Source organism: Vibrio sp. nBUS_14, from assembly GCF_051201655.1.
GTDB lineage: Bacteria > Pseudomonadota > Gammaproteobacteria > Enterobacterales > Vibrionaceae > Vibrio.
On record NZ_CP179206.1, the window covers coordinates 2,856,361 to 2,879,725 of the forward strand.

The 23,365-nt window shown below is 44.5% G+C and carries 21 protein-coding genes; 3 read left to right on the forward strand and 18 right to left on the reverse strand.

Annotated elements, in window-relative coordinates:
* Nucleotides 1–42 precede the first annotated feature (42 nt).
* From gloB to ACMAZD_RS13435, 3 genes are all read left to right on the forward strand, one after another.
* Complete coding sequence (gene gloB / locus ACMAZD_RS13425; protein WP_435247598.1) at nucleotides 43–801, forward strand: hydroxyacylglutathione hydrolase; 759 nt, start codon at nucleotides 43–45, stop codon at nucleotides 799–801.
* A 70-nt stretch (nucleotides 802–871) separates the two neighbouring features.
* Nucleotides 872–2,443: a LysM peptidoglycan-binding domain-containing protein gene (locus ACMAZD_RS13430; RefSeq protein ID WP_435247599.1), complete on the forward strand. Its 1,572-nt coding sequence runs from the start codon at nucleotides 872–874 to the stop codon at nucleotides 2,441–2,443.
* Complete coding sequence (locus ACMAZD_RS13435; protein ID WP_435247600.1) at nucleotides 2,440–3,126, forward strand: YIP1 family protein; 687 nt, start codon at nucleotides 2,440–2,442, stop codon at nucleotides 3,124–3,126. Before ACMAZD_RS13430 ends, ACMAZD_RS13435 begins: the two co-directional genes overlap by 4 nt.
* Nucleotides 3,127–3,247: 121 nt before the next feature.
* Here the strand turns inward: ACMAZD_RS13435 and ACMAZD_RS13440 are convergent, their stop codons facing one another.
* From ACMAZD_RS13440 to frr, 18 genes are all read right to left on the reverse strand, one after another.
* Entirely contained in the window at nucleotides 3,248–4,090 is an 843-nt protein-coding gene (locus tag ACMAZD_RS13440; RefSeq protein WP_435247601.1) for an endonuclease/exonuclease/phosphatase family protein, read from the reverse strand.
* Between the two features lie 60 nt (nucleotides 4,091–4,150).
* Nucleotides 4,151–4,489 carry a nitrogen regulatory protein P-II gene (gene glnB / locus ACMAZD_RS13445; protein WP_004738609.1) on the reverse strand — a complete coding sequence of 113 codons (339 nt, stop codon included), beginning with the start codon at nucleotides 4,487–4,489 and terminating at the stop codon, nucleotides 4,151–4,153.
* 130 nt (nucleotides 4,490–4,619) lie between these two features.
* On the reverse strand, nucleotides 4,620–4,943 hold the full coding sequence (locus tag ACMAZD_RS13450) for a c-type cytochrome (protein WP_435247602.1): 324 nt from the start codon (nucleotides 4,941–4,943) through the stop codon (nucleotides 4,620–4,622).
* Nucleotides 4,944–4,989: 46 nt separating this feature from the next.
* On the reverse strand, nucleotides 4,990–6,342 hold the full coding sequence (gene tilS, locus ACMAZD_RS13455; RefSeq protein ID WP_435247603.1) for a tRNA lysidine(34) synthetase TilS: 1,353 nt from the start codon (nucleotides 6,340–6,342) through the stop codon (nucleotides 4,990–4,992).
* 123 nt (nucleotides 6,343–6,465) lie between these two features.
* A complete protein-coding gene (accA, locus tag ACMAZD_RS13460; protein WP_435247604.1) occupies nucleotides 6,466–7,425 on the reverse strand; it encodes an acetyl-CoA carboxylase carboxyl transferase subunit alpha in 960 nt (319 codons plus the stop codon).
* Nucleotides 7,426–7,470: 45 nt separating this feature from the next.
* Complete coding sequence (gene dnaE, locus ACMAZD_RS13465) at nucleotides 7,471–10,950, reverse strand: DNA polymerase III subunit alpha (protein ID WP_435247605.1); 3,480 nt, start codon at nucleotides 10,948–10,950, stop codon at nucleotides 7,471–7,473.
* Between the two features lie 158 nt (nucleotides 10,951–11,108).
* Nucleotides 11,109–11,729, reverse strand: a complete 621-nt coding sequence (rnhB, locus tag ACMAZD_RS13470) for a ribonuclease HII (RefSeq protein ID WP_435249378.1) — start codon at nucleotides 11,727–11,729, stop codon at nucleotides 11,109–11,111.
* Nucleotides 11,730–11,762: 33 nt separating this feature from the next.
* A complete protein-coding gene (gene lpxB, locus ACMAZD_RS13475) occupies nucleotides 11,763–12,959 on the reverse strand; it encodes a lipid-A-disaccharide synthase (protein WP_435247606.1) in 1,197 nt (398 codons plus the stop codon).
* 124 nt (nucleotides 12,960–13,083) lie between these two features.
* Nucleotides 13,084–13,872 carry an acyl-ACP--UDP-N-acetylglucosamine O-acyltransferase gene (gene lpxA / locus ACMAZD_RS13480; protein ID WP_435247607.1) on the reverse strand — a complete coding sequence of 263 codons (789 nt, stop codon included), beginning with the start codon at nucleotides 13,870–13,872 and terminating at the stop codon, nucleotides 13,084–13,086.
* A gap of 1 nt (nucleotide 13,873) precedes the next feature.
* Nucleotides 13,874–14,326, reverse strand: a complete 453-nt coding sequence (fabZ, locus tag ACMAZD_RS13485; RefSeq protein WP_435247608.1) for a 3-hydroxyacyl-ACP dehydratase FabZ — start codon at nucleotides 14,324–14,326, stop codon at nucleotides 13,874–13,876.
* A 93-nt stretch (nucleotides 14,327–14,419) separates the two neighbouring features.
* Entirely contained in the window at nucleotides 14,420–15,451 is a 1,032-nt protein-coding gene (gene lpxD, locus ACMAZD_RS13490; protein WP_435247609.1) for a UDP-3-O-(3-hydroxymyristoyl)glucosamine N-acyltransferase, read from the reverse strand.
* A 5-nt stretch (nucleotides 15,452–15,456) separates the two neighbouring features.
* Nucleotides 15,457–15,957, reverse strand: a complete 501-nt coding sequence (locus ACMAZD_RS13495; protein WP_435249379.1) for an OmpH family outer membrane protein — start codon at nucleotides 15,955–15,957, stop codon at nucleotides 15,457–15,459.
* Between the two features lie 27 nt (nucleotides 15,958–15,984).
* The gene (bamA, locus tag ACMAZD_RS13500) at nucleotides 15,985–18,390 is read right to left on the reverse strand and encodes an outer membrane protein assembly factor BamA (protein ID WP_435247610.1); all 2,406 of its coding nucleotides are present in this window, start codon (nucleotides 18,388–18,390) and stop codon (nucleotides 15,985–15,987) included.
* Between the two features lie 48 nt (nucleotides 18,391–18,438).
* Complete coding sequence (gene rseP / locus ACMAZD_RS13505) at nucleotides 18,439–19,797, reverse strand: sigma E protease regulator RseP (protein ID WP_435247611.1); 1,359 nt, start codon at nucleotides 19,795–19,797, stop codon at nucleotides 18,439–18,441.
* Nucleotides 19,794–21,002, reverse strand: a complete 1,209-nt coding sequence (gene ispC / locus ACMAZD_RS13510) for a 1-deoxy-D-xylulose-5-phosphate reductoisomerase (RefSeq protein ID WP_435247612.1) — start codon at nucleotides 21,000–21,002, stop codon at nucleotides 19,794–19,796. Before ispC ends, rseP begins: the two co-directional genes overlap by 4 nt.
* 50 nt (nucleotides 21,003–21,052) lie before the next feature.
* Complete coding sequence (locus ACMAZD_RS13515; RefSeq protein ID WP_435247613.1) at nucleotides 21,053–21,895, reverse strand: phosphatidate cytidylyltransferase; 843 nt, start codon at nucleotides 21,893–21,895, stop codon at nucleotides 21,053–21,055.
* A gap of 15 nt (nucleotides 21,896–21,910) precedes the next feature.
* On the reverse strand, nucleotides 21,911–22,663 hold the full coding sequence (locus ACMAZD_RS13520) for an isoprenyl transferase (protein WP_435247614.1): 753 nt from the start codon (nucleotides 22,661–22,663) through the stop codon (nucleotides 21,911–21,913).
* A gap of 98 nt (nucleotides 22,664–22,761) precedes the next feature.
* Nucleotides 22,762–23,319 (reverse strand): ribosome recycling factor, encoded by a 558-nt coding sequence (frr, locus tag ACMAZD_RS13525; RefSeq protein ID WP_029225913.1) that lies wholly within the window; start codon nucleotides 23,317–23,319, stop codon nucleotides 22,762–22,764.
* Between the last annotated feature and the right edge of the window lie 46 nt (nucleotides 23,320–23,365).

The window sequence follows — 23,365 nt, forward strand, 5'->3', positions numbered from 1 at the left end:
CTCACTTATTCTGTCTCACTAAAAGTGACTGGAGAACCAATAATGTTACATATCAAAAGCATACCTGCATTTAACGACAATTACATCTGGCTGATTGAAAATAGCGATCGCCGTTGTGCTGTCGTCGACCCTGGTGATGCAGCTCCAGTATTAGAGTACTTAGCAGACCATGAGCTAACTTTAGATGCAATCTTGATTACACACCACCACCATGATCACATTGGCGGCGTTCCAGAATTAGTCAGACAGTTCCCAAGCGTAGACGTCGTTGGCCCTAGAAATGAGCCAATTCCAACCCTGACTCACCCAATCGATGACGGTGAACAGTTGGAACTGTTTGGTGAAGTGTTCCTCGTGCTTGGACTTAGTGGCCATACTGCTGGACATATTGGTTATGTGGGTGATGCCAAGCTATTTTGTGGTGATGTTTTGTTTTCAGCAGGTTGCGGCCGAATTATGGGAGGTACTCCACAACAGATGTTTGATGCACTGAACAAGATCACGGCGCTACCTCAAGAAACCGAAGTCTATTGTGCACACGAATACACAGCCGCCAATATCGCTTTCGCACTGGCTGTTGAGCCTGATAACCAACATTTGCAGCAATATCGCGACCAAGTGAACCGACTGCGCGCACAAAATAAGTCGACCATCCCCACAAATTTGAGACAAGAGAAGTTCGTGAACCCTTTCTTACGTTACACCGAGCCAAGTGTAATCAAATCAGTCTCTAACCGCACCGAAAACACCGATCCTCTGTCAGTGTTCACCGCTTTACGTACGTGGAAGAACGAATTTTAACAAATCCAGACTTGTCACTCATAGGGGGTGGCAAGTATTATCATCGGCCGTTTATTAAAAAGGCTGTAACATGCGAGTTAAGTACAGCTGGGCTTTGGTACTACTACTTTCTGGTTGCCAATTAACTCAGTCAGAGAATCCAGACCAAGCTTCCGAGCAAACCAACACATCTCCTACTAAAGAAGTTTACCAAACGAACGTTTCATCAGAAGCGACCAAAGAAGAACCAAAAGTTGAAGCACCTGTCGTTACTCCACAAACACAACAAGATGTTTGGAAACGTATTGCGATGCAACTTGAAATGGAAGTACCAGACCAAAAGAAGGTAGATTACTACCGAACTTGGTATCTAAAGCACCCTAGTCATCTAAAAACCGTCTCACAACGTGCTGAACCCTTCCTTTATCTGATCACAACTAAGATTGAAGAAAAAGGCTTACCACTAGAATTGGCATTGTTGCCGATTGTAGAAAGTTCTTTCGATGCGTTCGCCTACTCTCATGGCAGCGCTGCAGGTCTATGGCAATTTATTTCTGGCACAGGCAAAGATTACGGACTAGAACAGAACTTCTGGTACGACGGTCGTCGTGATGTCGCCGCTTCTACCGACGCTGCATTGGATTTCCTATCAGACCTTAACAGACGTTTCGATGGCGATTGGAATCATGCCATTGCTGCCTATAACAGTGGCGGTGGTCGTGTAAGCAGTGCTATCCGCAAAAACAAGAAGCTGGGTAAACCAATCGACTTCTTCTCTTTGGATTTACCAAAAGAGACCAGCAGCTACGTGCCCAAGCTACTTGCACTTGCTGACGTAATTGTCAACCAAGAGAAGTATGGTATCGACATTCCTGCAATCCCTAACGAGCCGGTATTGACTCTGGTTAACCCAGACGAACAACTTGATCTGGCGATTGCGGCAAACTACGCAGGCATTCCGGTAAAAGAGCTACAAGGCTACAATCCAGCTTATAACCAGTGGGCGACGGCACCAGAAAAGCATCAGCAATTATTGCTTCCTCTAAGCTCTGTTGAGACGTTCAACAAAGAAGTGGCGGCCAATAAAGGCAAAGGCATGAAATTGGTACGTTATAAAGTGCAATCTGGCGATAGCATCAGCGTACTGGCGAGTAAATACAACACCACCAGCAAAGTGATTCGTTCTGCAAACGGGATGAGTAACAACAATATCCGTATTGGTCAGCACCTACTTATCCCAACCTCAACCAAAGACGACAAAACTTACGCACTAAGCGCTTCAAACCGCCTAGCAAGCACACAGTCGAAGAGTCGTGGCCAATATAAGCTAAGCCATACGGTAAGAAGCGGTGACAGCCTGTGGACGATTGCACGCGCAAATAAGGTATCTCACCAATCACTGGCTAAATGGAATGGTATGGGACCACGCGACACACTGCGTATTGGTCAAGAACTGGTCATTTGGAAGAATGGTTCAGACGGTGCCATCATCCGCACTATCTTTTATAACGTAAGATCGGGTGACACAGTCAGCGGTATTGCATCAAAGTTCAAAGTAAAAAGTGCAGATGTTGTAAAATGGAACACTTTGCAGAACAAAAAATACCTACAGCCAGGACAAAAACTGAAGCTATATGTTGATGTAACTAAGGTAAGTGTATGAACCCGTCAAATAACCCACTCGTCATGCTGTTGGATATCTTCCGAGCACCAACAGCTTGTTTCTTAGCGCTTTATCAGCGAAGTGCTTGGGGATGGCAACCCTACGTCGTATTAATACTCAGTCCATTTTTATTTTGGGGTGCCTATTTTTCGAATGTAGATTTTGCGTGGTTGAGCGCAGAGCTCTCACAGCAACTTGCTCAAACTAATCCGGATCAATTGGCGTTACTTGACAGCAATACCCTACTCGCGAGTGAAATCATCAGCGATGTTTTTGGCCGAACATTAGCCATCGCTCTGTTGGCGTTCTGGTTTAACCTAGCAACCAAACCAAGCCAACATCAGCACAGTTACTGGAGATGGTTTGCAGCTTCGTCTGTTGTAATGTTCCCAGCGGTTTTAGGGGATGTGGCGAGCTATGCAAGCCTTATACTCAAGCACGGGCATGTCATGAACTACGCTGCTGACTTGAACAGCTTAAACGGCTTAATCAAGTTACCGCTCACCAGTGACTGGTCACAGTTTGCTAGCTCATTACCACTGCTTCTGCCATGGTACATCGTGCTGGGCTATGCCGCGGTATTGACATGGACTGAGTTTGAACGCGGGCAAGCGCTTGTGATTTCAGGCTTACCATGGGTTGGCTACTATCTAATCTGGGCGCTCTACATTTTAATCTTTTAAGTTGAAGAGATAAGACTAGCGAAAACTCTCTAACCTATTTATTCCATAAAACTACCCAACGTAACCACAGTGCGAATGACAAATAGCTAAGCTCCTATGACTAATAGCCAATAGCTTCTTACTATTTAGCCTTAAAGGTCACTCGCATAGGGTTATGATCAGAAGCGTCCGTGATGGGCGCTTTTGCTTTTTCTACTTCTAAGCCACGATAAAACACATGGTCTAGCACCAACCCCGTAATAAATTGGGTGCGGTTATCGGGTTCAAAAGCGACCTCTTTCAAGCCTACCTTTTCCAGTTCAGTTTTTAATACAGAAAAGCGCGCCTCACTCCAGCTGTTAAAGTCCCCAGCAAAAACAACAGGTCCACGATACTGCTGAAGGTTATCAGTCAGGCTCTCGAGCTGAGCTTCGTAGTCTTCAGTACCGAACGTAAAGTTTACCGCGTGGATATTAATGACCGCTAACTCTTCACCATTACTCAATTGATAACGAGACCAAAGCGCCGATTTAGGCAGTTGAAGCCAAGGCTCTTCGTGAGTATAAGCACAAGCTTCGATCGGCAAATGTGTCGCTAGGTTGAGTACACCGGCACTTTGCTCAAAGGCTTCGAACGCATTAACTCGAGTACTTCCCCACTGGCCACTGGTCACCCATCGGCGAAGCCCTTCTGTCATACTCGCTTCTTGCAATAAAACCAAATCGCTTCCTGCCGAAAGTTTATTTAACTCACTCTGCCAGTTACTGCGGTTTTGCTTATAAATATTCCACACGGTCAGGCTCAATCCATCAGACACATCAATCGCCTTCGGTGTCGAGTTTTGATAGCAGCTATAGATATCGTTGCTGGTGTTTTGAGAGGAAGTGATCAGATTCGGTTTATTCGGGATCACGAAGATAATATGAAAACTAGCACCAGCAAGTGTTATCAAGACAGCGATAACAATGATGGTTTTCTTAAACATACAGCACCCTACCAGTAATGAAAAAGGAGCGATAAATGCTCCTTTTAGGGTAATCGTTTTTTATACGGCGTCTTCGTCTTCTTCGCCAGTACGAATACGTACCACACGTTCAACGTCAGTAATGAAGATCTTACCATCGCCAATTTTTCCTGTTTGCGCCGTCTCGATAATGGTATCAACACATTGGTCAGCCACTTCGTCGGTCACAACAATTTCCAATTTCACTTTAGGTAAAAAGTCGACCATGTACTCTGCACCGCGGTATAGCTCAGTATGACCTTTTTGACGTCCAAAGCCTTTAACTTCAGATACTGTCATACCCGTAATGCCCACTTCTGCAAGTGCTTCACGTACATCATCAAGTTTGAATGGCTTGATAATGGCTTCAATCTTTTTCATGTTCATCCCTTAAACTGTGCGAATGGCTCATTATCGATTAGCTATAGTAAACATTCAATGAAAAAAGCCAGAACTTTAAAGCTCTGGCTAGAAATTTATCGTCTTGTTTAATCAGCGCGTTAAGAAGGTTTTACTTAAGACTTGCGTAGTAAGCGGCTAGATTAGCAATATCTTCATCACTCAGCATGGAAGCTTGAGCCTGCATTACAGCGGCCAAACCACCGGTGCGCTGGCCGTTCTTATAAGCGTTAATTGATGAAGCGATGTATTGCTCGTTTTGACCTTTAAGGTTTGGGTAACCTGGAATCACTGCGATACCGTTTGCACCATGACACGCTGCACAGATTGCTGCTTTAGCTTGACCCGCAGCAACATCACCCGCCAGAGCGCTACCACTCAATAGTCCAAATCCAAGAACTAATCCTAGTGTAATTTTCTTCATTGCATATTCCATTAAGTATTTTTATTAAAGTGACGTCGAATTGTGACACAAACATTTTCTACTTGCTCCAAAGCGCTTCACAATCTTGACCTTCGCAGTTTTTATCTACGAATAAGCCCATAACAGCGATCACTCGATCGCCATCCATTAATATTGGGGTTCTGCGTCTCAACCAACTCGGTACTTGGTATTCCTGAAAGAGCTTTTTGAGCTTTCTGCTATGTCCACGCCCAATAGGATGAGCCGAGAGTCCCTCAGGATTAAAGATGACTCGTAGTGCTTCGCTTTTATTAGACAAACTAAAATTTTGCACATCACGCTTGTTAGATATGTTATCACTCCGCGCTGAATTTAAGTGTAGCTCCCCTAAACCATCGGGTAACATCAAACTATCACCTATTGAAAGGTGGCTTTGCCAATCGGATAAGTCTTTAGTCTGTCTCACTAAATAGAGCTGATGATTAAAGCGTCGAACTTCGGCATCATTCAACACCAGTTTAGGGTTGGCGTCCGCCTGAGCGCATGCGACTTCATCCCAAATAAGCTTGAGCTGTTTTTGACTCGGCATCGATTGCTTACAGTGGCTAAGCCACATTCTTATCAGTCGTGCTCGTAGTAAATCAGAATGCTTAGATAATGCCCCGATGCTTAAGCTCTGGCTCTGGATCTGGCTCTGGTAGCCACCTAAAGCGTGTTGTAAGTGAGAACCAAGCAGTTCATCGAGCAGTAATTCTTGCTCTGCGCAAAGCTGAGCACTGCGACTGACCGATTCCCGAAAGCTTGGCCAGCGCTCTGTTAATGTTGGCGCGACTTGATGACGAATGAAATTCCGATCAAAGCGCAGATCCTGATTACTCTCATCTTCGACCCAAGTTAAGCCCATATCGCGCGCAGATTTTTCAATATCCGATCGAGTCACCGACAGCATAGGTCTCACAATAAACGCTTCTCCAAACGGCATCACTTGAGCCATTGAAGAGAGTCCTTTCGGGCCACTGCCACGTTTTAACGCCAACAAGAAAGTCTCAAGTTGGTCGTCAATGTGTTGGCCTGTAACAAGCACATCACCCTGTCTGATGTGCTGCTGAAAAGCTTGGTATCGAGCATCTCGAGCAAGCTTTTCAACACTCTCGCTACTGTTGATATCTAGCGAGACCTTTTCTACGACTAACGAAACAGACAAAGCATCACACCACACTTGGCATTGATTCGCCCAGCAATCGGCATTGTCGCTTAGGCCATGGTGAACATGTACCGCACGACACTCAATGCTATGCGTTTGCGCGAACTGCGCCGCTAACTCTAACAATATTCGCGAATCAACACCGCCACTGAAAGCCACGATCAACCGACTAGGCTTGAGTGCACTTTGATGAAGTACCGATGTGAAGGTTTCGATTAAGTGAGTCATGCGCGGAGAACCATGAGAGTAGGTTTGAATAGGGAATGTTCTAATAATAAAAAAGGGGTGGCACTGAGTCCAACCCTTTCGTCATCTTGTTACTTGAAGCTGCCTCATTTCAAGGCACGCTTATCAGCAGTAACCGTAGCTCATTAGGCGTTGGTAACGACGCTCAAGTAGTGCTTCGTTATCAAACTGCTCTAGCTCTTCTAGCTGTTTAACTAGCATGTCTTTCATGTTCTGAGCCGTTTGTACTGGATCACGGTGCGCGCCACCTAGAGGCTCAGGAATGATTTCGTCGATAAGCTCAAGATCTTTCAGACGAGGAGCAACTAGGCCCATCGCTTCAGCAGCTTGTGGTGCTTTATCTGAATCACGCCACAAGATTGAAGCACAACCTTCAGGAGAGATTACTGAGTACGTAGAGTACTGAAGCATATTCACGTAGTCGCCAACACCAATCGCTAGTGCACCACCTGAACCGCCTTCACCAACAACGTTACAAATAACTGGTACAGATAGGCCAGCCATAACTTTAAGGTTCTTTGCGATAGCTTCAGATTGACCACGTTCTTCAGCACCAACACCTGGGTATGCACCCGCTGTGTCGATGAAAGTAATGATTGGCATGTTGAAACGCTCAGCTGTTTCCATTAGGCGAAGAGCCTTACGGTAACCTTCCGGCTTTGGCATACCAAAGTTACGAATCACTTTTTCTTTAGTCTCACGACCTTTCTGGTGACCAATAACCATAACAGGACGACCATTTAGACGAGCCATACCACCCACAATTGCTTTGTCGTCAGCGAAAGCACGATCGCCCGCCAACTCTTCAAATTCTGTGAAGGCATGCTCCAGGTAATCTTTGGTGTACGGGCGTTGAGGGTGACGAGCAAGTTGAGCTACTTGCCATGCACCTAAGTCACTAAAGATTTTCTGTTTAAGCTCTAAGCTTTTTTTCTCTAGTTGTTCAATTTCTTTGTCTAGATCTACCGCTGTGTCACCACCGTGACGTGAAACGTCACGTAGCGCTTCGATTTTTGCTTCAAGTTCAGCGATAGGCTTTTCAAATTCTAGAAAGTTCAGGCTCATCTATGAATCCTTGTTGATTCAGCTCCACAATCATGGAGCTAAATTTTAGTTAAATTCGAGTTCTACTTGGCTATTTCCAAGCAGCTGTTTTAATTCATCTAGCAATGTATCACTTGGCGTCACACGCCATTCTGTGCCCAATGTTAACCGCGCTCTAGCGTCGGCACGCTGGTAGTATACATTGACTGGGACCGTTCCGGCTCTATAAGGTTCTAAGATTTGACTAAAGCGTTCAAAAAATTGACCATTAATTTGGGATTGGTCGATAGATATCGACACCCCACGAGCATATTTCTCACGGGCGCTTCCTAAGTCCATGACCTCGCGCGCGGACATTTTAAGCCCACCATTGAAATCATCAAAGCTGACCTGTCCAGAAACGACCACTATTTTATCTTTTTCGAGCAATTCAGCGTAGCGATCGAGCGCATCCGAGAACAACATCACCTCCATTCGCCCCGATCGGTCATCGAGGGTCATCAAACCAATTCGAGTTCCGCGCTTCGTGGTCATTACCCTAGCAGCAATGACCAAACCTGCAATCGTTAAAGACTGGTCACGACGAGTTGGCGTGGCATCTTTTAAGCGACAGCTGGTGTATTTCGCAAGTTCTTTAATGTAAGCGTTAACTGGGTGACCTGTTAAATACAAGCCCAGAGTTTCACGTTCACCTTCAAGCCAAACCTTCTCAGGCCACTTCGGAACTTGGGTGTACTTGTGCTCCACCTCTTCCGGAGCATCGGTCAACACGCCAAACATATCCGATTGACCAAAAGACTCAGCGTGGTGATGTTGGCTTGCCGCCTTAACCGCATCTTTCAAGGAGGCCATCATCGCTGCTCGGTGAGGACCTAATCTGTCTAAGGCGCCTGACAGAATCAACTTTTCGATAACACGCTTGTTCACTTTTTTCAGATCAAGTCGTGCACAGAAATCGAACAAGTCTTTAAAGTAACCACCCTTGTTACGCGCTTCGATAATGGCTTCAATTGGGCCTTCACCCACCCCTTTAATAGCACCGATGCCATAAACAATCGCGCCATCTTCATCCACATTAAAGCGGTATAAACCTGAGTTAATATCGGGTGGAAGAAGCTTGAGCTTCATACGGAAACACTCATCGACAAGGCCAATAACCTTCTCGGTGTTATCCATATCTGCGGTCATTACCGCTGCCATGAATTCCGCGGGGTAATGCGTTTTAAGCCATAGCGTTTGATAAGAAACCAGTGCGTATGCAGCCGAGTGAGACTTGTTAAAGCCGTAGCCCGCAAACTTCTCTACCAAGTCAAAGATCTTCATGGACAGTTCGCCATCAATACCATTAGCTTCAGCACCTTCTTTGAAGGTACCGCGCTGTTTTGCCATCTCTTCAGGCTTTTTCTTACCCATCGCACGACGTAGCATATCGGCTCCGCCAAGCGTATAACCCGCCAGGATCTGAGCGATTTGCATTACCTGTTCTTGATACAGAATGATGCCGTAAGTCGGTTCTAATGTTTCTTTTAACGATTCGTGTTGCCACGTTTCATCAGGGTAAGATACCGCCTCTCGTCCGTGTTTACGGTCGATAAAGTTATCTACCATGCCTGATTGCAGAGGGCCTGGACGGAACAAAGCCACCAATGCGATGATATCTTCAAAACAGTCGGGCTGTAGACGCTTGATCAGGTCTTTCATACCGCGAGATTCCAGCTGGAATACCGCCGTTGTTTCAGAGTTTTGTAATAAATTAAATGACGCTTGATCATCCAAAGGAATCGATTCAATACGAACCGGAGCCTTACCCTCTTTAGCCAAACGCGGGTTCACTAGGCCTAACGCCCAGTCGATGATTGTTAGTGTACGTAGACCCAAGAAGTCGAACTTAACCAAGCCTGCGGTTTCTACGTCATTCTTATCGAATTGCGTTACCGGGAAGTTACCTTCCGCATCGGCATAGATAGGTGCAAAGTCGGTAATCGTGGTAGGTGAGATTACAACACCACCCGCATGTTTACCTGCGTTTCGCGTACAACCTTCTAGGATGCGACACTTATCAATCAGCTCACGAACTTCTTCATCACCATCATAGAGTTCAGGTAATGCGGGTTCAGCGAGGAAGGCTTTCTCTAGCGTCATACCCGGATCAGGCGGAACCAGCTTAGAAATGCGGTCAACGAAGCCAAATGGGTGACCTAACACACGACCCACATCTCGAATTACCGCTTTCGCCGCCATGGTACCGAAGGTGATGATCTGAGAAACCGCATCACGACCGTACATCTCGGCTACGTGGTCAATAACTTGGTCACGTTTATCCATACAGAAATCGATATCGAAATCGGGCATGGATACACGTTCTGGGTTCAAGAAACGTTCGAACAGCAAGTCGTATTCAAGTGGGTCAAGATCGGTGATATCCAATGCGTAAGCCACCAAAGAACCGGCACCAGAACCACGACCAGGACCTACTGGCACGTCGTTATCTTTTGACCACTGGATGAACTCCATTACGATCAAAAAGTAACCTGGGAAACCCATGTTGTTGACAACTTCGAGCTCTATTTTTAGGCGATCATCGTATTCAGGCCTGCGTTCAGCTCTGACTTTTTCATCAGGGAATAGAAACGCCAAACGTCGCTCAAGGCCTTCTTCTGACTTTTTAATCAGGAAGTCTTCAATCGCCAAACCTTCCGTCGGGAAGTTAGGCAGGAAGTATTCGCCCAATCGAACGGTGACATTACAACGCTTAGCGATCTCAACGCTGTTTTCCAAGGCTTCAGGGATGTCTGAGAACAGCTCACACATCTCTTCTTCGCTACGTAGGTACTGTTGTGGGCTGTAGTTTTTCGGTCGACGTGGATCAACCATGGTAAAGCCATCGTGAATCGCCACACGAATTTCATGGGCGTCAAACAAGTCTTCAGAAATGAATACCACTTCGTTGGTCGCGACAACTGGTAGGTTTTCTTGCTCAGCCAGTTCCAGCGCAAAGTGTAGATAGGACTCTTCATCCGGGCGACCAGTACGGATCAGCTCCAGATAAAATCGGTCTGCGAAGTGTGTTTTGTAAAACTCGACACTACTTGCAACCAACTCACGGTTGCCTTTTAGTAACGCCTTACCAATTTCACCTTCTTTCGCACCCGATAAAAGAATCAGGCCTTCGGCATGTTCAATCAGCCACTCTTTATCAATCACTGGTTGATGCTGTACATGGCCGCGAAGGTAAGCTTTTGAAATCAACAACGTTAGGTTGTTGTAACCTTTGTTACTCGTTGCAATAACGGTGAGTTTAGTCAATTCGTCGCCAAACTCTGGAGATAGCATCAGGAAGTCAGCACCAATAATTGGCTTAACCCCACACCCATGGGCTGTACCGTAGAATTTCACCAAACCACATAGGTTAGTAAAGTCGGTCAGTGCTAGAGCAGGCATACCCATCTCAGCAACTTTCTTAACCAGTGGCGGTACCTTTGATAGGCCATCCACCATAGAAAAGTCACTGTGTACGCGAAGGTGAACAAATTTTGGATCTGACATTATTTTTCCTGAGTTCTAGGCTTGAGCCTAGGATTACAACTGTGTGTATTCTATTTTTTTCTACTGCAAGTAGGCAACCTTATTCGATAGCCCCCCCAATCAATAGGAAGCCACTATCAATAGGAAGCCAGAGCAATATAAAGTTTAATCAATGCGTTCTAATCAATGCCAAGAACACGTTTTACTGGCTTAAAGCTTTTGCGGTAATGCTCAGTTACACCATGTTTTTCAATCGCTTCGAAATGCGCTTTGGTCGGGTAACCTTTATGTTGAGCAAAACCAAACTCCGGATGGAGTTTATCTAACTCTTCCATCTCTTGATCACGAACCACCTTAGCGATGATAGACGCTGCGCTGATTTCAGCAACTCGCAAGTCCCCTTTCACAATCGCCAAACCATCCATAGGTAATTCTGGAACACGGTTACCATCGATCAGAGCCATGTCTGGCTGAATGCTAAGCCCTGCAATGGCGCGCTGCATCGCTACCATGGTTGCTTGTAGAATATTTAACTCATCAATTTCTTGTGGAGAGCAGCGACCAACCGACCATGCCAGCGCTTTCTCTTTTATCTCAGGTAGCAACGCAAGGCGTTTCTTCTCAGACAATTTTTTTGAGTCGTTTAAGCCATCGATAGGGTTATTAGGGTCGAGGATAACGGCCGCAGTCACGACATCACCGACTAATGGACCACGACCCACTTCATCCACACCAGCAAACAACTGGTAACCTTGAGGGTATTCAAACGGAGGAAGCTCTTTTTTCTCTTTTACTGCCATCATTCTTCTCTTAATGTCCTGTAAACAAGCGCTTTATGACTCAAAAAATGGTCGGTTAATCAGTTTCAATACCTCATTAGCCGCCTGTTTATCTGCATCTTTACGAATCCAGTGATGCATTTCAGTAAAGCGTTCAATAAGTGGTGCGTTGTCCGCAGAAAGCATCGTATCGACCGATGGGAAAAGGTGATCTGGGTGACACTCTTCAAGAATGTGCTCTTTTACGATTTCTTCACCCGCTAGGATATTCGGTAACGAGACAAATTCTGTTATCGACAATTTCTTTACGATATAGCCGGTCAGCTTGTTGACCTTATAGCCTACGACCATCGGACGCTTAAGCAACATACATTCAAGCGCAACGGTACCAGAAGCCAATAGAACTGAGTCGGAAGCCGTAATCACGTTTCTCGCAGTATCTTCCACTAGCGTGAATTCCAACTCAGGCGCCGTCGCTTGCCAGATCTCAATAAACTGGTTCTTACGCGGCTCATTAACCAACGCAACAACAAAATTAATATCAGGGTACTTCTGCTTAATACGCTGGCAGGTCTCGATAAATGGTTGAGCAATCAAGCTCATTTCACCGCCACGGCTACCCGGTAATACCGCTAGCCACTGCTTATCTTGATCTAAGCCCAACAGTGCTCGAGCGTCTCGTTGACTCGGCTCCAAAGGAATCGCATCCGCCAACGTGTGGCCTACGAATTCACAGGCAACGTTATATTTATCATAAAACGCTTTTTCGAATGGCAGGAAAGCCAAGACTAAGTCTGTTGCCCTATCGATTTTAAAGATACGCTTTGGACGCCAAGCCCAAACTGAAGGGCTAACGTAATGAACCGTTTTAATACCAACGTTCTTAAGATCTAACTCAAGTCTTAGGTTGAAGTCAGGCGCATCAATACCAACAAACACATCAGGTGGATTTTGAGTGAAATACTTCACCAATTCCGCTTTCACTTTGAGTAAACGAGGCAAACGTCCAAGTACTTCAACCAACCCCATTACAGCAAGCTCTTCCATTTCGAAAAGAGACTCACAACTAAGAGCCTTCATTTTGGGGCCGCCAATACCGACGAACTCGGCATTTGGGTATTGCAATTTAATCGCTTTGATAAAGCCTTCACCCAATGTGTCGCCAGAAAGCTCCCCAACAACGATGCCCACACGCAGTGGCTCGTTCGAAACAAAGTTCGAGGTGTAAGTTTGTGTATCTTGCTGTGCCATAGTTTTCCCTTCTCGCCTAAAGCAAAAAAGACCGCTTAATGAGTAGCGATCTTTTTTGTTATACCAATCTGATTAAGTAATTATTGTCATACTTGCGCTGATTGGTACACAATCACATCAAGTATTAACGAATAATACCGCGCTCAGAGTTCTCTAGCATTTCTAGCATAGGAGTAATCGAAGTAAACTCTTTTGCCATTTCAACTAAAGCCGCTTTCGCTTCTTCAAGTGTTTTACCTGAACGGTATAACTCTTTGTACGCTTTCTGTAGTGCACGAATCTCTGGTTTCTCAAACCCGTTACGTTTCAAGCCAACAAGATTCAAACCAAACGGAGCTGCGTGATTACCTTGAGCAAGTACGTAAGGGAGTACATCTTGAACAACCGCAGAACAACCGCCAATGTACGCATAAGCGCCAATTGAACAGAACGGATGAATCGCAGACAGTGCCATTACACCGGCGTAATCGCCAACCGTCACGTGACCGCCAAGGATAGCGTTGTTACCAATGTGAGTGTGGTTACCAACAATTACATCATGCGCTACGTGAGCGTTTACACAAAGTAAGTTGTCGTTACCAATCACTGTGGTTGCTTTGTCTTGAATCGTACCACGGTGGATCTGAACGGCTTCACGAATCACGTTACGATCACCGATCACTACCGTTGTATCTTCGCCGCCATACTTCTTGTCTTGGTTTTCTTCACCAATCACAGCGTGTGGGAAGATACGGTTTTCTTTACCAATGGTTGTATGACCTTTAATCACAACGTGCGACATAATCTCAGTGTCGTCACCAATAGTCACAGTACCAGCAATGTAAGTGAAAGGCCCAACCGTCACATTAGCACCGATAGTTATATCACCTTCGATTACTGCTGCCGGGTGAATTTTCGCTGTTTCATGAATCATATTAAAACTCTCTACGAGCACATTTAAGTTCAGCTGAACACACTACAGCGCCGTCAACTTTAGCCACACAGTTAAATGATGCAATGCCACGACGTTCTTTTAGGAACTCAACTTCGATAACCATTTGGTCACCAGGTACCACTGGCTTACGGAATTTTGCTTTATCAACACTTGCGAAGTAGTAAAGTTCGTTGCCAGAAGGGGCACCAAAAGATTTAAATGCAAGAAGACCTGTAGCTTGAGCCATTGCTTCCAAGATCAACACGCCTGGGAATACAGGAAGCTGTGGGAAGTGGCCTGTGAACTGAGGTTCGTTAACAGAAACATTCTTAATCGCGGTCAGTGTTTTTTCTTTTTCAAAGCTAGTCACACGATCAACCATTAAGAATGGGTAGCGATGAGGTAATAGTTCCTGAATTTCAGTAATGTTCATCGTTGTCTGTTCAGTAGTCAAAGTCGTATTCCTATGTATATTCTTTATTTAATTAGAAGGATTATAAACGAAAAAGACTCGCTGTACGCGAGCCTTTTATTAGAAATGCTGGAATTATGATTCCGCGCTCTTCTCGATAAGTTTTTCAACGGTTTTCAAACGCTTGTTCATTTCATCAATACGATGGACTCGCGTCGCTGTTTTACGCCAGTCTTTGTTTGGCTGTAAAGGAATACCAGATGAATACATACCTTTCTCAGTGATGCTGCGCATTACCATCCCCATACCGGTGATTGTAACGCCGTCAACGATTTCAATGTGACCATTAATCACACAACCGCCACCAATAATACAGTACTTACCTACCGTAGTGCTGCCAGCAACAATTGTACCACCAGCAATTGCCGAACCATATCCGATGTGAACATTGTGAGCAATTTGAAGTTGGTTATCTAAGATAACGTTATCTTCAATCACTGTATCGTCTAACGCGCCACGGTCGATGGTAGTACACGCGCCAATTTCTACGCGATTACCAACGCGAACCGAGCCGACTTGAGGGATCTTAACCCACTCGCCTTTCTCGTTCGCATAACCAAAACCATCAGAACCAATCACTGTGCTTGATTGTATCAAACACGCAGTGCCAATGATTACTTCATGATAAATACTTACATTAGCCCACAGCTTAGTACCAGCGCCAATTTGAGCATTCTTACCAATAAAACAACCGGCACCAATGATCACGTCATCACCAAGGACAACACCAGATTCAATCACAGCATTTGCACCAATAGACACATTTTGTCCAATGATTGCATCACCGGAAATTGAAGCTGAATCAGCGATAGCCGCAGCCGGTGCAGGAGTAATGTCCAGCGCTTGAGCAACTTTAGCAAAAGCAACATAAGGGTCATTAACCACAATTACATTGGTTTTACACAGTTCGCGTTCACTCTCTTTAACCATAATAGCGGATGCTTTACAGTCACCTAGGTGTTTGCTGTACTTCACGTTAGAAAGGAACGTAATGTTTCCTTCTAGCGCTTTATCCATAGGAGCAACCGCTGAAACAGTAATAGTACCGTCTCCGTGTAGCTCTCCCCCGGTAATCGTTGCCAATTCGGCTAAAGTCAGATTCTTCATAAAACTTATTTCAGTGCTTTAATTACTTTCTCAGAGATGTTGTATTCTGGCTTGCCATATTGCAGAGCTTGAATATCAACAATCATGTCGTAGCCTTCTTTCTCTGCAACTTTTGTTACAGCATCTTGAATCACTTTGAATAGCTTCTGCTTCTCTTGTGCTTCACGACGTTGGCTTGCTTTTTCTAGTGCTTGAGCTTTGATTTTGTACTTGCTATCCAATTGACCAACTTCGATACGAAGTTTTTCAATTTCATCAGGACCTAGCAATTCGCCATCACGCTTAAGTTTTTCGATCTTAGTTTTAGCTTCAGCTTGGATGCTTTGAAGCTCAGCCGCTTTGTCTTTGAACTCTTCCTGCATTTTTTGAAGAACAACTTCACGCTGAGGTAGAGCCTGGAATACTTGTGCAGTGTTTACAAAACCCACTTTTTGCGCAGCTTCTGCAGCTGTTGCAAAGAAAGAAGAGCTAAGAACTACAAGGCCTAAACCTGCTGCTTTAATCATATTTTTCAAAATATTGTCCTTTAAATATTAGAAAGTTCTACCAATGGTAAATGTGAAGAATTCCTCATCATCACCTTCGTAAATTTTAACTGGTTTCGCTAGAGAGAAAACCAGTGGGCCCATCGGAGACATCCACTGAAGGGCTGCACCATAAGATGAACGGTAATTGCTTGGATCTGAGTAATCGTAGTAGTACTGGCGGCCACTGTTAGGTGCGCCACGGTCTACGAACTCGGTATCCCATACACTTGCCATGTCGAAGAAGACACTGGTTCGAATCTGGCTGCGCGCTTCATCAGAGGCAAAAGGCGTCGGTACAATTAACTCTAAACTCGCCAAAGCAACCGCATTGCCACCAACCGAATCATCGGTAGCAGAATCGTATGTAGGGTTGTTACCCGTGCTGTTTCCGTAAACGGCTTTTGGACCAGCAGAGTTAGAACCAAAGCCACGCAGCGTTGTAAACCCTCCCGCATAGTAGTTCTCGTAGAATGGGAACAAGTTATCATTACCATCCGTTTGACCATAACCATTACCATAGCCTAATCGACCGCGCATCAATAGTGTGAACTCATGCTTTTTGGTCAGCGGGATGTAATGTTTTACATCGTACTGCGCTTTAAAATACTTAGCATCAGAGCCCGGTACGGTCATTTTTGCAAAAGCACGTTGGTGGTTACCTTCTGTAGGGAAGAAACCACGGTTAAGATTGTTACGAGTCCAAGAGATATTGATATCGAAGTCATCGGTTAGGATGTGTTCGTCACCATATTGGTCAATACTTCTAGTGAACTGTTCAACTTGGACATAAGTCGGAACGTTACCGATCTTGTTGTGCGTGTAGCCTACGCCAAATTCGATACGGTTAAGCTCATCCATAGGGAAACCCCATGTTAGGCTCGTACCATAACTTTGGTTGGTATAGTCGACGATACCCGCTTCAGATGCTTCAAACTCGTTGTAGAAGATCTTACCGCCCAAACTCACACCATCAAGGTTCCAGTATGGGTCACGGTAGTCCAAGCTCACGTTCTTTTGATAATCGTTCATCATGGCACTTACGCCAACACGGTTACCAGAACCAGCAAAGTTGTCTTGTTGTAGGCCAACTTGGAAGCTCACACCCGATTCAGTACCGTAGCCGACACCAAAGTTAATGCTACCTGAGTTTGCTTCTTTTACGTTGTAAACCAAATCGACTTGATCGTCACTACCAGGAACACGTACTGTTTGTACGTCAACCGTTTCGAAGAAACCTAAACGGTTAAGTCGGCTCTTACCAGTATCAATCGATCGAGAGTTAAGCCAGCTGCCTTCCATTTGACGCATTTCGCGACGTAGAACTTCATCTTTAGTCGAGTTGTTACCCGTAAAGCGAATATCACGAACGTAAATACGGCTGCCCGCTTCTACATTGATAACAAGCGACACCTCTTTGGTCTCATCATCGAATTCAGGAATAGTACGAACTTGTGGGTAGGCATAACCTGATTCACCAAGAATTCGCTTAACGCCTTCTTCTAGAGAAGTTACAGAAGAACCGTTGTACGTATCGCCATCTTCAAATGGGACTAATGCATCAAAGTCAGCCTCACGACCAATTAGCTCACCACGAAACGCGACATCTTTAACAGTGTATGCTTCGCCTTCATCAATACCCAACGTGATGTAAACGCCTTTCTTGTCTGGAGAGATCGCAACTTGTGTCGAATCCAACTTAAATTTAAGGTAACCACGATCAAGATAGTAAGATTTCAGAGCTTCGATATCACCCGCTAAAACTTGCTTTTGGTATTTTTCATCCGCCAGAAAATTCCACCACGCAACATCTACGTTTAGGTTAAAACGGCTAAGAAGTTCAGCATCAGAATAGACTTCGTTTCCGATAAAGTTAATTTGCTGAATCTTCGCAGATACGCCTTCAGTAAACACAAACTTAAGGTCAGAACGGTTACGTGGCAATGGAGTCACAACCGCTTTTACTGTCGCGTTGTATTTACCTACGCTGTAGTAAAAATCTTCTAGACCTTTCTCGATGTTACTCAGCGTTGTACGATCAAGCGCTTCACCTTCACGAACACCAGATGCATCTAGGTTCTGTTGAAGTTGCTCTTCTTTAATCGCTTTGTTACCCGAGAATGAAATGCTTGCGATGGTTGGTCGTTCTTTTACTTGAACAATCAATACACCTTCATCACGCAGTACTTTAACGTCCTCAAAGTTACCTGAAGCATATAATGCACGAATGATCTCAGATACATCGCCTTCTTCTACTTGATCGCCAATACGCACCGGCATTTTCAGTAGAGCAGCACCAAGTGCAACACGCTGTAAACCTTCGATCTTAATATCTTGAACTACAAAGTTTTGTGCTCCGTTCGCAGCCACACTAGTGGCCAATAGACTTGCGAACAGAATTTGCTTAATCGCCATACTTATTCTAATTATTCCTTGCTACTAACAATGTCTGTAAGAAACCATTTACAGACGAGTAAAATCGTTAAATATTGCCAGAGCCATCAAAGAGAAGATAATTGCACTTCCCAGTCGATACCCTATTTCCTGAACTTTCTCAGGGACGGGCTTACGAGTAATGGCTTCAATAGCGAAAAAGAGCAAATGTCCGCCATCAAGCATAGGCAGCGGAACCAAATTAATGATACCTAAGTTAACACTGATCAGAGCCAAAAAGCCCAAGAAGTAAACCAGACCATAATCGGCGGTTGTACCTGCACCTTTAGCAATCGAAATAGGGCCACTTAGGTTATTTAAACCAACATCACCAACGATGAGCTTTTTAAGCATTGTCAGCGTCAAACCAATGATCTGACCTGTTTTATCAAATGCTTTTCCTACAGACTCAATTACACCAAATTGTAACTCAAAGCGATAATCTTCTGGCCATTCTGCGACTTCTGGAGCAATACCCGCATAGCCGATTGTGGAACCATCAGAAAGCTCTCGACTTTTTGGAGTAAGAACCAATTGCTGCTTCACACCATTTCGCAACACGTTGACGTTTATCGAGGTTTCCGGACTCGCTCGAATTAGCTCAACTACCGATTGCCACTGTTCAATAGGTTGCTCATTAATTTCGACAATTTTATCACCCGCTTCGAATCCTGCAGAGTACGCAGCACCGTCTTCAATAATTTGAGCAAGCGTTGTCGATATTTCTGGCGAATACGGTCTAAAACCAAGCGTTGTCATTGCAGATTCAGTTTCTGGGTTAAACGACCAGTCTGAAATGTCCAATGTCATTTGTTGCTCAAAGCCAATATCATCTGGAGAAGAAACCGTTACTGTCATGGATTGATCACCTATATGTGATATCAAACCCATGTTTACTGATTCCCAATCTGCGGTTTTGATTCCTGAAATAGATTTAAGTTCCATTCCACTTTCAATTCCGGCTTGTGCCACGATAGATTGAGGAGTGACTTCTCCAATTACCGGTTTAACCGCTGGTACGCCGATCAAAAATACTAACCAATATGCGAACACCGCAAAGATAAAGTTAAATGCAGGACCTGCACCCACTATCGCTGTTCGTTTCCATAACGGCTTCTTATCAAAAGCGTATTGCTGCTCTTCGTCAGAAAGGTCGTCAACACGACCATCAAGCATTTTAACGTAGCCGCCCAATGGAATCACTGACAAGCTGTATTCCGTGCCATCGCGGCCAACTTTGCTCCAGATTGATTTACCAAAACCAATCGAAAATTTTTCGACTTTTACACCACAACGACGAGCAACCCAGAAGTGTCCAAACTCATGAACAGCGACTAGAATGCCAAGCGCTACAATAAAAGATGCGAAGTTCCACAGAATTCCACTCATGCTAGCTGCTCTTTAATAAATTGAATGGCTATTTGACGAGACATATTATCGAGCTCAAGAAGGCTTTCCAAGCTATCTAAGCCCTCAGAGTTATATTGTTCACATACTTTGCTCATAACATGCTCATTAATGATAGCAATATCGGTAAACTTAACTTGATTGTTCAAGAAAGCATCGACTGCAATTTCGTTTGCCGCATTAATTGCTGTTGTTGCATGCTGACCTAAGTAGCACGCTTCAATCGCTAATCTCAAACATGGGTAACGAGTTAAATCAGGCTCTAAGAATGTCAATTCACCAATCTTAGTGAAGTCCAACGGCTTAACACCCGCTTCAGTGCGATCAGGGTAAGACAGGGTCAGGGCGATGGGTGTCGCCATATCTGGTTCGCCCATTTGAGCCAGTACCGAGCCATCTTTGTACTGAACCATAGAGTGAATCACAGACTGAGGATGGATAATGACTTTGAGTTGCTCTTGAGAGGCATTAAATAGCCATTTAGCCTCAATGTACTCTAAGCCTTTATTCATCATAGTTGCTGAATCAACAGAGATCTTAGGTCCCATTGACCAGTTAGGGTGTGCAATAGCACGCTCTGGAGTAACAGATTCAAGCTCTGCAACATCGGTATAGCGGAAAGGACCGCCAGAACCCGTCAAGAGAATATGGTTGATAGCGTTCTCTTCCAGATTACAACGACCTAGATTGGTTTGTACGTTTTGCGGTAGGCATTGAAAGATAGCATTGTGCTCACTATCAACAGGAAGTATTTCAGCGCCATATTTTTCTACTGCGTCGATGAACAGCTGTCCTGACATCACTAAGGCTTCTTTATTAGCCAGTAAAATACGTTTGCCAGCTTTAACTGCCGACATAGTAGGAAGCAGACCCGCCGCCCCAACAATCGCAGCCATCACAGTATCTACTTCTTTTAAAGAAGCGACCTGACACATCCCTTCAGGGCCAGAGAGCACCTCTGTTTTAGGATGGCTGGCAGACAGAGTTTCAGCTAATCGAGACGCTGCATCTGGGCACGCCATAGCTACGTAGCTAGGGTTCCACTTTTCAACTAACGCCAACATCTTATCGACATTCGAACCTGCTGCTAGTGCCACAACTGAATAAAGCGTCGGGTTTTTCTCGACCACTTTCAGTGTACTTTCACCGATAGAGCCTGTAGCACCAAGGATAGTTAGATTTCGCATCGCATATGACCATAGAAATGTAATAAAGGGCAGAATCACTGCCCTTTTTATTAGAATGCTAAATAAAGCAGAGCAAAGACAGGGAATGCAGCCGTTAAGCTATCTATTCTATCAAGTATACCACCATGACCAGGAATCAGATTACTGCTGTCCTTGACCCCGGAAACACGCTTAAACATGCTTTCAACAAGATCACCAAGAACAGAGATAACAACCGTCACGAGGGTGATAACAATCATGTGAAGAGGACTGGTAAACTGGATATCAAACAAATCAGCAAAGATCCAAGCCACGATCACCGCAGTAACAATACCGCCAATAAGACCTTCAATCGTCTTATTAGGGCTTACCGCTGGCGCCATTTTACGCTTACCAAAACTCTTACCTGAGAAGTATGCGCCGCTATCTGCAGCCCACACGAGCAAGCAAACAAACATCACTAGCTTTGCACCATGGTAAGGATCTGCATCGATACCGCTAGCACGCAGAATCACCACACTCCAAAAGAATGGCAGCAGAGTAAGTAATCCAAAGCCGTGTCTAAGAATAGAAGAATCTTTCCATGCTGGCATAGACTTAGGATAAGTCACCGCCATACCACTCGCTATCACCCACCAAATAGAACCAATACTAAGAATGGCGTAGTGAGCACTAGAAAGGTTGTTAAGGCTAAATGCATCAAAAGGGATAAAAGCAAAACTAGCAGCACTAACCACAACCGTTGGAATCAACGCTAAATAACGCGATTTGCTTTCAACAAACTGAGTCCACTCCCAAAAGCCCAATAGCGTAATTACCGCTAATGAAAGTATAAATGTGGGAAGTGATAACTCGAAAATACCTAGAATAACTAGGGGAGCCAAAATCAACGCCGTAATAATTCGTTGTTTCAAACCAAAAAATCCTTATTAACTGTCCATCAGAGCTTTAATCTGCTCACCCGTGCATCCAAAACGACGCTCACGGTTTACAAACCAAGTCACAGCTTCTACCAAGCTGTCTTCATTAAAGTCTGGCCAGAATTGTTCAGTGAAATACATTTCAGCGTAAGCCAATTGCCAAAGCATAAAGTTACTAATGCGACATTCACCACTGGTGCGAATCAACAGATCAACCTCAGGAATATCAGACATTGTTAGGTTCTGTGTAATCATAGCTTCATCAATGTCTTCTACATTAATATCACCAGACTTTACCTGCTGAGCAATAGAGGTCATTGCTTGCTGAATATCCCATTTACCGCCGTAGTTAGCAGCAATATTGATAACCATACCAGTATTGGCGCTAGTCAAAGCCTCAGCTTCTTCTATCTTCTTTTGTAGTCGATCGTTGAAACGACTTTTATCACCAATAACACGAAGTTGTAGATTATTTTTATGAAGTTTTTTTACTTCACTAGAAAGGACTGAGATAAACAGTTCCATCAAAATACCGACTTCTTCTTCTGGTCGACGCCAGTTCTCGCTGCTAAATGCAAAAAGTGTAACAGCTTTGATGCCAAGTCTGGCAGCAGAAGAGATGGTTTTTCGAACGGCTTGAACACCGTTTTTATGGCCAAAAACGCGAGGCTTGCCCTGAGCTTTTGCCCAGCGGCCATTACCATCCATAATGATAGCAATGTGTTTAGGAAGAGAGTCTGTGAACGCTTGAGAATTATGCATAAAAGAGTGAATCAAATTCTAATAGTCGAACAGAGTAGCATAAAAAAACGCTGAACAGTGAGTGCAGCGTTTTTCCAGTAAGTAAAGAATATGGGAAATTAAACTTCCATCAACTCTTTTTCTTTCGTCGCTAGAACTTCATCTACGTTCTTAACAGCAACGTCAGTTAGCTTTTGAATTTCGTCTTGTGCTTTACGATCTTCATCTTCAGAAATTTCTTTGTCTTTCAGAAGTGCTTTAAGGTCGCCATTCGCGTCACGACGGATGTTACGGATAGCAACACGGCCACCTTCAGCTTCTCCACGAACGATTTTAACTAGGTCTTTACGACGCTCTTCCGTTAGCGGTGGAAGTGGTACACGGATAACTGTACCAGCAGACATAGGGTTTAGGCCTAGGTCAGATGACATGATTGCTTTTTCAACAAGAGGCGTCAGTGTTTTATCAAATACAGTGATCGCTAGAGTACGTGCGTCTTCAGCAATAACGTTAGCAACTTGGGTCAAAGGCGTTGGTGCACCGTAATACTCAACAGTCAGACCAGAAAGTAGGCTCGGGTGTGCACGACCTGTACGAATCTTTTGCAGGCTGTTTTTTAGTGCATCAACACTTTTTACCATGCGCTCTTGAGCGTCTTTTTTGATTTCGTTAATCACAATTTCACCTTGATTATGTTCTTTCTTCAAGAAAGCTTTTTATTTG

Bases quoted from the DNA above. Each gene is read 5' to 3' on its own strand.
- ispC (WP_435247612.1), bottom strand. From the start codon at position 21,002: ATGCGAAATCTAACTATCCTTGGTGCTACAGGCTCTATCGGTGAAAGT.
- ACMAZD_RS13430 (WP_435247599.1), top strand. From the start codon at position 872: ATGCGAGTTAAGTACAGCTGGGCTTTGGTACTACTACTTTCTGGTTGC.
- rnhB (WP_435249378.1), bottom strand. From the start codon at position 11,729: ATGGCAGTAAAAGAGAAAAAAGAGCTTCCTCCGTTTGAATACCCTCAA.
- lpxD (WP_435247609.1), bottom strand. From the start codon at position 15,451: ATGAAGAATCTGACTTTAGCCGAATTGGCAACGATTACCGGGGGAGAG.
- ACMAZD_RS13435 (WP_435247600.1), top strand. From the start codon at position 2,440: ATGAACCCGTCAAATAACCCACTCGTCATGCTGTTGGATATCTTCCGA.
- ACMAZD_RS13495 (WP_435249379.1), bottom strand. From the start codon at position 15,957: ATGATTAAAGCAGCAGGTTTAGGCCTTGTAGTTCTTAGCTCTTCTTTC.
- dnaE (WP_435247605.1), bottom strand. From the start codon at position 10,950: ATGTCAGATCCAAAATTTGTTCACCTTCGCGTACACAGTGACTTTTCT.
- accA (WP_435247604.1), bottom strand. From the start codon at position 7,425: ATGAGCCTGAACTTTCTAGAATTTGAAAAGCCTATCGCTGAACTTGAA.
- ACMAZD_RS13520 (WP_435247614.1), bottom strand. From the start codon at position 22,663: ATGCATAATTCTCAAGCGTTCACAGACTCTCTTCCTAAACACATTGCT.
- gloB (WP_435247598.1), top strand. From the start codon at position 43: ATGTTACATATCAAAAGCATACCTGCATTTAACGACAATTACATCTGG.
- tilS (WP_435247603.1), bottom strand. From the start codon at position 6,342: ATGACTCACTTAATCGAAACCTTCACATCGGTACTTCATCAAAGTGCA.
- ACMAZD_RS13450 (WP_435247602.1), bottom strand. From the start codon at position 4,943: ATGGAATATGCAATGAAGAAAATTACACTAGGATTAGTTCTTGGATTT.
- rseP (WP_435247611.1), bottom strand. From the start codon at position 19,797: ATGAGTGGAATTCTGTGGAACTTCGCATCTTTTATTGTAGCGCTTGGC.
- bamA (WP_435247610.1), bottom strand. From the start codon at position 18,390: ATGGCGATTAAGCAAATTCTGTTCGCAAGTCTATTGGCCACTAGTGTG.
- lpxA (WP_435247607.1), bottom strand. From the start codon at position 13,872: ATGATTCATGAAACAGCGAAAATTCACCCGGCAGCAGTAATCGAAGGT.
- glnB (WP_004738609.1), bottom strand. From the start codon at position 4,489: ATGAAAAAGATTGAAGCCATTATCAAGCCATTCAAACTTGATGATGTA.
- ACMAZD_RS13440 (WP_435247601.1), bottom strand. From the start codon at position 4,090: ATGTTTAAGAAAACCATCATTGTTATCGCTGTCTTGATAACACTTGCT.
- lpxB (WP_435247606.1), bottom strand. From the start codon at position 12,959: ATGGCACAGCAAGATACACAAACTTACACCTCGAACTTTGTTTCGAAC.